Below are 13360 nucleotides of genomic sequence, written 5' to 3'. Positions count from 1 at the left end.
TGATTCAGGTCAACCTGAATGTAAATGACAGAGATTTAACATTTCGGCACCACCAAGTGGTGGGAAGCCTTGTCGGCGGTATTTCTGTCAACCGTCCGGCCTATTTGTTTTTACCCGTACACCGGAAGTTCGAAACAAGTTCGGTATAGGCTGTCTCAAAAAAAGGGTACAAAAGCACAGTTATTTCCGATATACTGACATATACCAAGCAAAGAAGTGGGTTTTCCTGTTTCTTCATATATATGGAGGTGGCATTCTTGTCCCAATATCGCCCTTTAACACCCCAAGATGCAATCGAACTGGCCAAAACATTACCGGGTCCGTTTGCGGCAGATGCGAATCTGGAATGTCGTGAGATCGGTGACGGCAATCTGAATTTGGTCTTCCATATCACGGATCAGAACTCCGATAAAAGTATCATTATCAAACAAGCTCTTCCTTATGCGAAAGTGGTCGGAGAATCATGGCCATTGTCTCTGGTACGTGCCAGAATTGAACGGGAAATCCTACAGGAAGAGCATCGTTTATGTCCGGGAATGGTGCCCGAAGTGTACCATTATGATGATGATCTCGCCTTAACCGTGATGGAGGATTTGAGCGATCATGTGATTATGCGTAAAGGCCTCATCGATGGTGGAACATATCCTCTTTTTGCAGAACATATCGGGGAGTTCATGGCGAGAACATTGTTTTTCACATCAGATCTTGGCATGAACCAGCAATTGAAGAAAGAGAAACAGGGCAGATTCGTCAATCCGGATCAATGTAAAATAACCGAGGATCTGATCTTTGATGAACCGTATCGCATTGCGGAGAAAAATAATTATGAGGCTTCCATTGAAGATGAGGCGGAAGCACTTCGTACAGATGGAGAACTTCATCTTGAAGTAGCTTTGCTGCGTGAGAAATTTCTCACCCATGGACAAGCCCTACTTCATGGTGACTTGCACACAGGCAGTATTTTTGTGACACCTGAATCCACGAAAGTCATTGACCCCGAATTTGCCTATTTCGGTCCAATGGGATTTGATGTAGGAGCCGTGCTTGCTAATCTGCTTCTCCACTACGCCTCGCTGCCAGGTCGAATTCAGGAGCAGAAGGCTCTTCATGAGCGTGAAACGATTTTGCTGGATATGGTTCGTGACGTGTGGACTGAATTTGAATCCCGCTTCCGTGGTTTGTGGACTTCCGACCTGGTTGATCCTATGGCTAAGGCGCCTGGATACGAAGATCTTTATGTACAACAATTATTCAGAGATTCTGCTGGCTTTGCCGGCGCGAAAATGGTCCGCCGTATCGTTGGACTTGCGCATGTCGCAGATATCGATACGATTGAAGATGCAACACAACGTGAATGTGCTCAGCGCAAAGCGTTGGCAATCGGTAAAGCACTTATCAAGCGTAATCGCAATCTGAATACCATTGGTGAACTTCTAGATACAGTAGCTACAGCGGTTACTTCTATTAAAGCCTGACTCAAAGAATGATACGGCTTAACTCAAGGAACGGAGGAACATCCATGACAACCCCTGAACATCAGCCTCTGTCCTCTCTTATATGGAAACAGGACAAGCTTGAAATGCTTGACCAGCGTCTGCTGCCTGAAACAATTCTTATGCTGAAACTATACACGCCCGAAGAAGTATGGGAATCCATCCACTCGATGAAAGTACGCGGCGCTCCCGCCATCGGGATTGCTGCTGCATTCGGCGTCGTACTAGGTGCCAAAGCATATGACGGACTTGCCATACAAGGCTGGCTGGATCACGTAAAATCCATCTGTGCTCACCTTGCCACTTCCCGTCCAACGGCTGTTAACCTGTTCTGGGCGCTGGATCGCATGATGCAAAAAGCCAGTGACCTCGCTGAATCCGGTGCAAGCATCGAAGATAGCAATGCTGCTCTCGAAGCGGAAGCTCTCTTGATTCAGAAAGAAGACGAAGAAGTTTGCCGCCTTATCGGTGAAAACGCTCTTCCTTTGTTCGCAGACGGTATGGGTGTACTTACCCACTGTAATGCAGGCGGACTTGCAACCGCAAAATACGGAACGGCGACTGCACCGATGTACCTCGCTCACGAGCGCGGCATCAACCTGAAAGTATTCGCAGACGAAACCCGCCCTGTCCTTCAGGGTGCACGCCTTACGGCCTTCGAGCTCCAGCAAGCTGGTATTGACGTTACCTTGATCTGCGACAACATGGCAGGCATGGTCATGTCCAAAGGCTGGATTCAGGCCGTTATCGTGGGTACTGACCGCGTTGCTGCCAATGGGGATGTAGCTAACAAAATCGGAACTTACAGCGTAGCGGTCCTTGCCAAAGCGCACAATATTCCATTCTATGTAGCCAGCCCGCTGTCCACCATTGACCTGTCTACACCATCCGGAGATCTCATTCCGATTGAGGAACGTGCTGCGGAGGAAGTAACCGAAGGATTTGGTAAACGTACAGCACCGCAAGGTGTAAAAGTATTCAACCCGGCGTTTGATGTCACTCCTAATGAATATGTAACGGCCATTATTACGGAAAAAGGCGTTGTTCGTGCTCCTTTCAAAGAGAATCTGTCTGCCTTGTTCGCCAAGGATGAATCTTAAATTAATGGAAGTATGTTTTATCGTTTGTGTAGGATGGTGTACAAAAAAAGGCTTCCCAATGGGGAGCCCTTTTTTTGTAGTTGCAGATGTATTCGACGTTGAGATGAGTACTGGTGTCACAAAAGTCGACTTTGATAAAGGGATTGATCATCCATAATCATCTGTAATCACCCTTGGACTTAGATCATCTTGAGCAATGCTTCTACACCCGTCATGCCAACCGTAATGCCCATAGCTTCGGCTTCCGTGGTCACCGACTCCATAGGTGCATGCAGCAGCTGTTCCAATGTGCGCACGCCAACCGCCCGAGCTGCAATAATTTTGCGATCCCCAAGCTTCTCATTAAGTAATCCCACATCCAGTGCTCCGCACATGATATATCCTTTGGATGTATTAATCGTCAGTAATGTCGTTTTGGGCAGCTTTACCTCTACCCCGACCAGAACATGTTCTCCAACCACAATCGGCTCCATCGTCACCATAATTTCCCGATACACCTCCTCGTTCCGCAGGTCACGATAATTGTATGCCTCATTCTGGATAGCGGTGTGGACACCTGCGGAAAAGGATTGGAAATGCATATGGTTTTACTTGAATTGGCCTAAGGGGTTCCCTCATTTTCTATGTCTCCAGCACTATGATTATTGCCATTTTAATGATATAGTGTATTGAAGCATGTTTTTTGCTGACATATCTTTTAACGGGGCTGGGATGAATGAAAGAAACCTTATCCAACGAAGAAGAAATCGGCTTTTTATTCAATGTCGATATTCTTATTAAGAGCCGCTCGAATGCATTGGCACTGCAGTCCCTGTTGGAGTTCATAAACAAAGAGGAACAAATTGCGGACTTCCGGATTCAATCCGGCATAGAGCTTGGCAAAATTATTGAAGTGACACTGCAGTCCAAAAAGGACTCATTCGCCTTTCTTCATAAAGAAAGAAAAAAATCACAATCCAATGCAAGACAAAAAAGCACATCACCAAATCAAGCGACGGCTTCAACCGTTCCAGTCACACCACAAAGTGAAATCGATACATCTGCTTCCCAGAAAGCTCCTTCAACTGAAGCATCCAACACTACCAACGGAAATTCATTCGATGTATGGATTGATACCCTTATCAAAGAAAACCGTCTTACTCGGATCGTTGTGAACAACAAAAATGGCAGGCATCAGAGCATTCCATGCCGCATTTTGAATTTTGATCGGGATACCAGTGTTGTAAGCGTCTACCATGTGGATGAAAAACAAGTGTATACGTTCCGAACCAATGAAATTGATGAGTTTCTTTAACTCCATGAACATTCAAACGAAAAGCAACTTACGGGGGAATTCCATAACATTTCCCAGGCAAGTTGCTTTTTTAGGTGTTCATTCACGTAACAATGAGTTGGCACATCGTTAGTTATCCTTAATCTACGCCCAAGCATTGTAAATCATCATTAGCGATCTTTTCCACGTTGCCATACGTCTATTGCTAATAACAACCATCCGACAATAAAGGCTACCCCGCCGATTGGCGTGATGGCTCCCCATATTTTAATACCTGAAATACTCAGTACATACAAACTGCCCGAGAATATGATAATTCCGATAAACAGCAAGCGTGCTGCCCACTTGAGCTTGGTAGAAGGTCCAAGTTGACCCGCTGTAAGACCAATAATGAGCAATCCGATTGCATGTATCATGTGGTACTGCACTCCGGTTTCATACACGGCTATGGCATCTGCACCAATTTTTTCCTTGAGCATATGTGCACCAAACGCACCAATAGCTACAGAAAGCATTGTCAGTACAGCACCAAGCATCATCCATTTCCGTTGCATTTGCCTTCTCTCCCTTAATTCATCTCTCAACTATTCATTTTAACGAATCCTTGCAGTGTTTACCAGCCAGCTACGATGTGAAGGCATTTATATGTCTGGTTATATATACTTTGCTTCGCTTTTGCCTCAAAATCGACGAAAACTGGCGTGAAACCTTGATTTTTATCGATTTTTATGGAAAAGTAAAAAGGAATGCCTTCATTCTCTTGATGGGAATCATAATACCCGGATTAGGTTAATTACACTCATGACCACGATTAAGGGAGGGATAAACCATTTATGGATAATCAAAATAACCAGAATCGTCACCATCCTTATCAATCCGGTTCCGCTGCGGATTATTCAGATCCCAATCATGATAATTTGTTTACACCTTACCCCTCCGACCTGAAAGATCCATCCATGGATCGATTGAAACATTCCGGGCCTGGTATTGCAAGTTTTGTGATTGGATTGGTCTCAATCATTGGTTACATGCTGACTTTATTTATTGCTACGATGGCTATCAACAGTGCAGTTGGCGTCGTAACCACACCGATTCAAGTGGAAGAGATTGCATTACATCCAGCAGTTGTTCTGGCTTCTCTGGCTGTTCTTGTTTGTTTGGTTCTTAATCTCGCCGGACTCATTCTCGGTGTGATTGGGCTAATTCTCAAGAATCGAAAAAAAGTCTTTGCTATCATCGGAACCATTCTCAGCGGAGTCATGATTCTGGCGTTTGCAGTACTTATTATTGCTGGTATCTATATGATGTAAAAGCTTATATCCGCTTGACATTCATTCCACAAAAATGATAGTGAAGTAACACTAATCCACCTCAACTGGATTCATATGATCCATTCTATTGCCAAATTTTCGTATCCAAAGGAGATTGACATGTCGCGAATTAAAATTTTCACGGACAGCACAAGTGATCTGGCCCCAGCATGGATCCAGCAGCACGATATCGGTATCATCCCTTTATATGTCGTGTTCGGTGAGGAATCACTGAAGGACGGTGCTGAAATTAAGCCGGAACAGCTCTATGAACGTGTAAGCAGAGATGGGCGTCTGCCCAAAACGGCTGCACCTTCACCTGCTGATTTCATGACGGCATTTCAACCTTACATAGAACAAGGGTATGATATCTTATATATCAGCTTGTCCTCTGAACTTTCGTCAACTTACCAAAATGCAAGATTGGCCAGTTCCGAATTTCCGGAAGGCCGCATCTCTGTCGTGGATTCTCTGAATCTTTCTTCCGGGATTGGCCTAATGGTCATGAAGGCAGTTCATGCAGCAGAAAAAGGGCAGAGCCTGAAGGAGATTACACAACTCGTCGAAGCCATCAAACCGAATGTGCGGACTGAATTTGTTATCGATACGTTGGAGTATTTATACAAAGGTGGACGCTGCTCTGGCATGCAAAACCTGATTGGCAGTCTGCTCAAAATTCGTCCCGTCATTCGTGTAGCCGATGGCAAGATGTCTCCTGCGTACAAAGTCCGTGGCAAACGGGAAAAGGCGCTGGAACAAATGCTGCAAAACACACTTAGCCATAAGGAACAGATTGACCGCGATCTCGTTATCGTTGTGCATACCATGGCCGAGGAAGACGCGCTTGATTTACAGAAGTCTCTGCAGGAGCAAACCGGAGCACGAGTGGAATTGACTACGGCTGGCTGCGTTATATGTAGTCATTGTGGTCCCAAAACGATCGGCATTATTTATAACACAGTTCTATAAAAGTCCTTTCATCACACAACATGTTTCCTTAATAATTAGTATTACGTCCGTTAAAACCATCAAAAATCAAGCCAGAAAGGGCATCCCAAGCTATTTATCCTAGCTCAGGATGCCCTTTTTCGATGGTAACCATGTAACCTTAATAACTTTTTGTTTTCAGGTCATTCAAACTTTTGAACGCATAGCCTTGCTTACGTGCCTCATCAATAATGGAGGCGAGCGCCTCCGTGTTATCCTTCGACACAGAGTGAAGCAGAATGACTGCTCCCGGATGAAGCTGTTTCAGAACTTGCTGACGTGCATAATCTGTCCCACGTTGCACTTTGGTATCCCAATCTTTATAGGCAACGGACCAAAACACATTAACGTAACCTTGGGCGTGGCTCTCTGCAAGCGTCCGATTGTTAAAAATGCCACGTGGTGGCCGCAAGAAGGTCGCTTGCTGTCCAGTCAACCGATTGACCTCAGATCGTACCTGATCAAGTTCTGTTCTTATTTTTTCATTGGAAACTCGGGTCATATCGGGATGGCTCCAGGAGTGGTTACCCACAATATGGCCTTCTGCCGCCATTCGCTTCACGAGCTCAGGCTGGTCTTTCAGATAATGGCCGGTGACAAAAAAAGCAGCTGGCACTTTCTTATCACGCAGAACATCCAATATAGCTGGCGTGAACCCATTTTCATAGCCGTTATCAAACGTTAGATACAGCTCTTTCTGTTTCGTATCCCCCAGGAAAATGGCATCGTTATGCTGCAATATCTCCTTAAATCCTTCCTGATCAATGGAAGGCAACTGTCCGTTTTGGCTTTTTTTGAAGCCAAAATGATAAGCTCCATTTATTGGCGATGCTTCAGTATGTGCCGGTAATATACCGAACGTCAATACAGCCAGCAGCATGTAAAGAACCATTCGCTTCATTGCTATCCGCTCCTGTTCCTGAAAAATTCGGTTTGTCGTTTCCTAGCACGAACACCTTCAGGTAATATGCCACAGGAACAGCTAATGTATGTAAATTTCGATTACAGATCACTTCACATACATACACCAATGGGACCCCACTTCTCATTACTTGATTCAAAACCGTTTATTATCTCGCTCGGGATGATGAAACAATTCAAGTAAAGTCTGAGGTTTCCCACTGGAAGCCAGCCACTCTCTAACCATTTCTATAGCACGTGTCTGACCGTCACCACTATCCCGCCAGGTAAGCAGCTCAATAACTTTAATAATCAGGGCAGACATATTATGGTTATCATGTTCAGAGCGATCTGCCCGCAATTTATGATATAGAGCCTCCTGCTCCCAATCCAGCAAAATCTCGTCACCAATGGTAGGCTTCATCAAGGTGTATGCTCTACCACATCCTGAACAGCGAACCGCACTGACCTGCTCTTGAGCAAAGATTACCTGGATATCCTGATCGCAATCCGCGCACTGGAAATAAACCTTTATGTTGTGTATGTTATTGTTCATGTTGGTGTTCCTCCTGCTATGTATGTACTACATCTATACCCGAATTGTCGTTGCTTCACGCTAAATTCCGCCAAATTCAGAAGGTGCTACAATCTTGTAAATATGTTAAAATATTATACATATCATAAGTAGGAAGAGGCGGATATTCATGTCGAAGGAAGAGCGTAACATTACCTGGCAGCAATCCAGCTTAAACAGGCAGGACAGGGAGAAACATAACGGTCATCGCAGTCGTGCCTTATGGTTTACCGGCTTATCCGGTGCAGGAAAATCATCGCTTGCATTTGCCCTGGAGCAGTACCTGTACGAAAAAGGGGTTCATTGTTACGTACTTGATGGGGATAACGTACGTCATGGACTGAATCGGGATCTTGGATTCACGGCCGAGGATCGGCAAGAAAATCTGCGCCGGATTGGTGAAGTATCCAAGCTGATGGTAGATGCCGGGTTATTTGTTCTTTCCGCCTTTATCTCGCCAGATGCACAAGATCGGAATAAGGTTAAACAGCTCTTTGAAGCTGATGATTTCATTGAAATTTATGTTCGTTGTTCAATTGAAGAATGTGAACGACGTGATCCAAAGGGACTTTACAAAAAGGCGCGCAGCGGTGCCATTCCACATTTCACAGGGATTTCGGCCCCTTATGATATTCCAGAAGATCCTACACTGATTATTGATACCGAAGAGCTGTCCATCGAAGAGGCCGTGCAAGAAATTGTGCAGCATCTGGAACGTGTTGGTGCTTTTCAGCTGCCGAAGCCTGTTAGCAATGCCATCGTTCACTAATTGAAAATGGCAATCATATTGAATTACTTCCCTATTACATATACATCAAAGGCGCTGCCTCAAATGGCGCGCCTTTTTGCTTTGTTCATTTCCGGATTTACCGAGAAACTCATTGCCCCACCACACCCGCCTGCATATTCAACAGTTTGCTGAACGTGCCCACCGGATCAGTAGACAATTGCTGATAACCCCCTTGTTGGATAACCCGGCCCTCATCCAATACAATCACTCGATCCGCTGTTCGAATGGTGGATAAACGGTGGGCGATAACAATAACGGTAACATGCCCTTTCAGGCGCTCAAGGGCCTCATGAATATGCTGTTCGTTCTCACTATCCAACGCACTCGTCGCCTCATCCAATATTAATACAGAAGGGTTCCGAAGCATGGCGCGGGCAAGCACCAAACGCTGACGTTCACCGCCAGATAAACGAATGCCCCGATCTCCAATAATGGTATCCAGTCCTTGCGGAAGTTTGCGGACGAACGTTGCAGACGAAGAAAACTGTAATGCCCGCCACATCTGCTCCTCGCTGGCATTTGGGTCAACCAGGCGCAAATTTTCACGAATGCTCGTATGGAACAGAAAAGGGTCCTGAGAGACATAACCAATTGAACTCCTCCAGGCTAACAATCGATTCTCGGTTAACGGCACCCCATCCACCAAAATCTGACCGCTCTCCGGACGAATGAGGCCCATAATTAGATCAATCATCGTGCTCTTCCCAGCTCCCGACTTGCCTACAATAGCCGTCATGCCTTTCGCAGGGATGGATGCATACGCTTCGAATAATGAGTAGGAATCACTGCCTTCGTAGCGATAATTGACTTGCTGACACTCGATGGACTCCTTAAGCACCAAGGGTTCAATAGGCGGCACATCGCCATATTCCTGCTCATTCGGCTTGACCTGGGCCTTCATTCTAACTGATCGTGGACCGGGAACCGTTAGCTCCTGATCGTATGGTTCACCAGCATTAACCGTTTGCTCGCTAATCTCACGGCTTTTCTCAGTCTCTGTCTGTAACTCTCTCACAATCTGAAACGCGGGCAGCATCGAACTCATATACTCCAGATTGGATTGAATGGATGTGAATCGTGGCCACAACCGTGAAAAGATCAGAATGATGAGCAATAAACTTGCCGGAGGGACAGCGAGCACATGTAGAGATAAATAGATAAAAGCAGCAATAATGACCGCCGCCGATATTCGATGAATCAATTGTGTGCCGCTGTTCAACTGGCTGAATTGAATCACGTTACGTTCAATCCGCCCACACATACGTTCAAACCAGTGAATATGTGATTTTTCGAGCATATTGCTCTTAATATCCTTGATTCCGTTAAAGTGTTCTGTAATACCGTTATAATAGCTCTGGGAATATTCCGACGTCTGATCACCAATCTGTTTTGCCCGTTTCACGAATTTTCTCAAAACAATAAACAATACCAATCCGCACACCAGAACTAGGGTAGTTAACTTGGCAGACAACCAGAAGGCCAGGCCGATTTGAATGCCGGTAAAGATCAAGGAAGCCGCCATTTGCAGCATAATATTCGTTCCTTGACTGACACGGGCAAGTTCGGTCGTTAATATATGATTAAAATCGGATTTTCGTTTTTGGAGAAAAAAAGACCACTGCGCCATAATGATGGCACGATAGGTTTCCATGCGCAGCGTTCGAACAAATTGCTGCTGAATGCGAGTGTTGCGAATCGTCTGAAGACGTTGTAGCCACGCCTGTCCAGAGACAATAAGGACAAAGGTCAGCAGCACCAGCAGCAGCCGGCCATTTTCCGGAAAACGATTTAAAAATTCAGATATCCAGGGTAAATGCAGACCTGTTGAACCCATTTCAAAAATACCAATAAGACTTAACATCGGAACGAGCATATATATGCCAATTCCTTCCATCAGACTGATGCAGATCATGCCCAGCAGGTTCCAATACAATACTGGGCCCGTTACACGATGCAGCTTGCGCATAAAAAATTGCAGTTCCGAAATCATACGTTATCCCCTCTCCGTCATCGTGTTCCTTTTGATTCGCCGCCAGAACCAGAGAAACGGACGTAACGGAAAATACAAAAAATGCAGTGAACGCGGAAGCGGTAGTTGGTCGACATCCCAGGTGCTCGGATACAAACGTTCGATGAAGAAAAACAGCTTCTGCCTTGTGCTTCGCAGAGCAAACAGATAAGAACGATAACTCTTTACATCTGCCGGACTCTCAATCATCTCATTCATGAACATTACGCCACGTCTGGCTAACTTCTCACCCGCACGTTCGTGGGAAGACAATAAGGCAAGATAATTGGCATCCAGAGGAGTGTCCATTAATACGGAAGCCAAATGAAGAGCTTGTGCACCGATAGATAATCTGCCTTCTGCTTTTAGGCGTCGCTCCACTTTTTTGACGTCCAGTGGCATATAGCGAATCATCTGGTCGATATCCAGTAACCAGCGCAGTCTGAACCATCCATGTCTTGCGCCGTGCGTCACCAAATATGCCCACAGATCTTCCCTTTCCAGCATACGGACAGGCGTCTGGGTGTAAGTGCTGAATCGACTGCGTTTCCACAGTAATTCAAAATCGGTTTCTCTTCCGGAATCCGGGTTAAGCCGCCAATGAATCTCCACTTGGGTTCTTTTCACCGGGTGTTTGTAACATATATGATGTTCCCGCCATTTCCAGCTGGCAACGGTTGGTGTTCTCTTACCTTCCTTCGATTCATAACCAAGTGATTCAAGGATCTCTTCAGCGGACTCCACGTCATTAAAAGGAATGAGAATATCCAGATCTTTCGATGTCCGCAACGAGATATCCCCGTATAGATCATGAGCCAGTGCAGGCCCTTTGAGCGTAATATTGCGAATGCCTCGTTCACGAAAAGCGCCACATACCTGCTCCATCTCGGCTGTCAGATGTAACATGCGGAACGTATTGGCTGTATATTGCTTTTTCAGGTTTTCCACTACAAAAGCGGGAATAAGCGCTAAGTCCAATTCTTTTATTTTCAAATAGAGAACAGAGTACAGTCGATGATGATGGGCGAGCCGCAAAAAGAGCTGCCAGTCCATACCCTTCGTTCGTATTTGGGCGTCCTCAGAGGTTATTGCTGTTAGATCGCCTTTAATCATGCTCAAAATCAGCTTAAGCTCCTGCGGAAAATCGGCTGTATATTGTTCCCACTCATGTATCGTAGACAATCTCCCCAGCTCCCTTCTCAGGACACCGCTTGCCAAACACGCCGACAACCGTATATTGGTCCATTGTATCTGCTCCGGTCACAATTAATTTCCCACTTCTCAGCCATGCATGAGCCATCATTTGGCCTTGTTCATTCCGTGCAGTACCCATATATAGAGTACTCTCGACTTTACGGCGTTCCAGCATTTTCATCGCTGCAATAGCCATCACCAGACAACGGCTTTCCCATAATGTGTATTTGCTGGCTACCAGTATGGCTTTGGAGATATTTCGTATCGTCTTCACTTCACTTCTTTGAAGTCCACTCATCGGCGTTTCGTACATTGGTGTACCCAAACCTGGAGCAATCTTGGCAAAGGGCATCGCCTTCAGGATTCGTGCCCATCCAAGATGGATGTAAGCCTCCCACACCAATCCACGAATTTCACGTGGCAACGAGAAATAAGCTTTTATTTTACGTAACATGGCTCTATTCTCCGCGGGTAACTTCAATTAAACCTTCTTGTGTCAGATGATCAAGAAATTGCACAACCTGATCTTGGCATAATGCTGGTTCAATATCATATTCAGAGGCTAACACCTCTACCAACGCAGCCAGAGTTTGTTCCTCACTCAGCAGATCCCAGATGCGTCCACCAGTGCTGCCCAGGTTATAGTACTTTCCGGTATGAATGCTCATCATGACTTTCTCTCCGCCCATGTCACTGACTAGGTTGCCTTCCTTTCGCATTACACGATCTTCGCCATTCATTGGTTTAGTTGTAGTCATTGTCCTGTATACACTCCTTTACGTACATGATCGATAATCCGGTCTGCCATCTCAAATGCAGTAAAATCAGGTCCTGATCTTGTGATTCTGAAGACTTCGATACTTGCGGACAAACGTGAAACCGTCGCAAATAGCCACTGCGCCAGACCTTGTCTGGAGACAAGCCCACTCCGGAAGGTATGAGAACAAAGCATATGCAAGCGTTCCAATCCGGCAACTTCCATCAGTTGAACGGGTATTTGTACTTCCTCCGGCTTTGGATCAAGCTCAAATACAGCAGCAAGCGGAACAGATCTATCATGAAAATAGTGCTGGACAGGAATCGCATATTTCGTAATCTCCGCATGCACGGTTGCATAATCCTGTTCCTTCATCCCGAATCCGTCCAGGCTGGGCTGCCACAACTTTTGCTGCGGATACCCGGGCGATACAATCGCTCTACCACCTGCATCCCACGTCAGTGCCACAACATCATCCGTCAAGAGCGGATAACCACGCGAAGCAAGTGCTGCGGACAATGTGGATTTGCCTGCACCTGAATGTCCTACAAATGCATATGCCCAGCCATCAATGACCACTGCACTTCCATGTAGAGGCAAAATGCTGCGTTGCATCATAATGACGGCCATACATGTGCCCAGAATAAATAATCGTACCTTTTTATTGTCAGCTCCCGGTTCAGGAGATACTATGATTCTATTTCCCTGTTCCATAAAAAAAAGACCGATATCCTCAATTCGAAAAAAAAGACTTCCATCCCGGGCAACAAAGTTGTCTCTCCCCACGTCCCACTCGTTCCAACGTGTTTTTAAATCAGCTATCTGGATGTGTACATCAACAGTAGAGGTATCTAAATCTGCACCGCCTTGTACGATTTGGAGTTCGGGCAATGGAAATTGGCTCACCCAACGCAAGCCATAAGCTTCATACTGCACAGGCAACAATGAATGACTCCTCCTTTGCAAATCTTCAT

15 protein-coding genes are annotated in these 13360 nt (G+C 45.7%); 6 read left to right on the top strand and 9 right to left on the bottom strand.

Annotated elements, in window-relative coordinates:
* Positions 1–257: 257 nt before the first annotated feature.
* Positions 258–1475, top strand: a complete 1218-nt coding sequence (mtnK, locus tag MKY42_RS09970) for an S-methyl-5-thioribose kinase (RefSeq protein WP_339850702.1) — start codon at positions 258–260, stop codon at positions 1473–1475.
* A gap of 44 nt (positions 1476–1519) precedes the next feature.
* Positions 1520–2593, top strand: a complete 1074-nt coding sequence (mtnA, locus tag MKY42_RS09965) for an S-methyl-5-thioribose-1-phosphate isomerase (protein ID WP_339850700.1) — start codon at positions 1520–1522, stop codon at positions 2591–2593.
* Between the two features lie 179 nt (positions 2594–2772).
* Here the strand turns inward: mtnA and MKY42_RS09960 are convergent, their stop codons facing one another.
* Positions 2773–3075 carry a DUF1805 domain-containing protein gene (locus MKY42_RS09960; RefSeq protein WP_017689545.1) on the bottom strand — a complete coding sequence of 101 codons (303 nt, stop codon included), beginning with the start codon at positions 3073–3075 and terminating at the stop codon, positions 2773–2775.
* Positions 3076–3308: 233 nt separating this feature from the next.
* On the opposite strand from MKY42_RS09960, the gene MKY42_RS09955 reads away from it, so the two are divergent.
* On the top strand, positions 3309–3887 hold the full coding sequence (locus MKY42_RS09955; RefSeq protein WP_090895321.1) for a hypothetical protein: 579 nt from the start codon (positions 3309–3311) through the stop codon (positions 3885–3887).
* 149 nt (positions 3888–4036) lie between these two features.
* On the opposite strand, the gene MKY42_RS09950 is transcribed toward MKY42_RS09955, so the two are convergent.
* Entirely contained in the window at positions 4037–4420 is a 384-nt protein-coding gene (locus tag MKY42_RS09950) for a DUF423 domain-containing protein (protein ID WP_090895318.1), read from the bottom strand.
* Between the two features lie 279 nt (positions 4421–4699).
* Here MKY42_RS09950 and MKY42_RS09945 point away from each other — a divergent pair, with 279 nt between their 5' ends.
* Both MKY42_RS09945 and MKY42_RS09940 read left to right on the top strand, forming a co-directional pair.
* Positions 4700–5176, top strand: a complete 477-nt coding sequence (locus MKY42_RS09945; RefSeq protein ID WP_339850698.1) for a hypothetical protein — start codon at positions 4700–4702, stop codon at positions 5174–5176.
* Between the two features lie 120 nt (positions 5177–5296).
* On the top strand, positions 5297–6145 hold the full coding sequence (locus MKY42_RS09940) for a DegV family protein (RefSeq protein WP_179265296.1): 849 nt from the start codon (positions 5297–5299) through the stop codon (positions 6143–6145).
* A 139-nt stretch (positions 6146–6284) separates the two neighbouring features.
* Here the strand turns inward: MKY42_RS09940 and pdaA are convergent, their stop codons facing one another.
* Positions 6285–7064: a delta-lactam-biosynthetic de-N-acetylase gene (gene pdaA / locus MKY42_RS09935; RefSeq protein WP_109999594.1), complete on the bottom strand. Its 780-nt coding sequence runs from the start codon at positions 7062–7064 to the stop codon at positions 6285–6287.
* Between the two features lie 156 nt (positions 7065–7220).
* Complete coding sequence (locus tag MKY42_RS09930) at positions 7221–7619, bottom strand: hypothetical protein (protein WP_090895309.1); 399 nt, start codon at positions 7617–7619, stop codon at positions 7221–7223.
* 148 nt (positions 7620–7767) lie between these two features.
* Between MKY42_RS09930 and cysC the strand changes: the two genes are divergently transcribed.
* Positions 7768–8406, top strand: coding sequence for an adenylyl-sulfate kinase (gene cysC, locus MKY42_RS09925; RefSeq protein ID WP_090895306.1), 639 nt, complete (start codon positions 7768–7770; stop codon positions 8404–8406).
* A gap of 109 nt (positions 8407–8515) precedes the next feature.
* Here the strand turns inward: cysC and MKY42_RS09920 are convergent, their stop codons facing one another.
* Genes MKY42_RS09920 through MKY42_RS09900 form a run of 5 tightly spaced genes read right to left on the bottom strand, consistent with a single transcriptional unit; the run spans position 8516 to position 13331 of the window.
* Complete coding sequence (locus tag MKY42_RS09920; protein ID WP_090895304.1) at positions 8516–10417, bottom strand: ABC transporter ATP-binding protein; 1902 nt, start codon at positions 10415–10417, stop codon at positions 8516–8518.
* Between the two features lie 3 nt (positions 10418–10420).
* Positions 10421–11617 carry a nucleotidyltransferase family protein gene (locus MKY42_RS09915; RefSeq protein ID WP_090895301.1) on the bottom strand — a complete coding sequence of 399 codons (1197 nt, stop codon included), beginning with the start codon at positions 11615–11617 and terminating at the stop codon, positions 10421–10423.
* Positions 11601–12083, bottom strand: a complete 483-nt coding sequence (locus MKY42_RS09910) for a lasso peptide biosynthesis B2 protein (RefSeq protein WP_090895298.1) — start codon at positions 12081–12083, stop codon at positions 11601–11603. The genes MKY42_RS09915 and MKY42_RS09910 overlap by 17 nt, the downstream gene beginning before the upstream one ends.
* Before the next feature lie 4 nt (positions 12084–12087).
* Entirely contained in the window at positions 12088–12387 is a 300-nt protein-coding gene (locus MKY42_RS09905) for a lasso peptide biosynthesis PqqD family chaperone (RefSeq protein ID WP_090895296.1), read from the bottom strand.
* The gene (locus MKY42_RS09900; RefSeq protein WP_339850695.1) at positions 12384–13331 is read right to left on the bottom strand and encodes an aldolase; all 948 of its coding nucleotides are present in this window, start codon (positions 13329–13331) and stop codon (positions 12384–12386) included. Before MKY42_RS09900 ends, MKY42_RS09905 begins: the two co-directional genes overlap by 4 nt.
* Positions 13332–13360 lie beyond the last annotated feature (29 nt).

The sequence above is a fragment of the Paenibacillus sp. FSL W7-1088 genome, assembly GCF_037969855.1.
GTDB lineage: Bacteria > Bacillota > Bacilli > Paenibacillales > Paenibacillaceae > Paenibacillus.
This window is presented reverse-complemented; position numbering and strand designations above follow the sequence as displayed.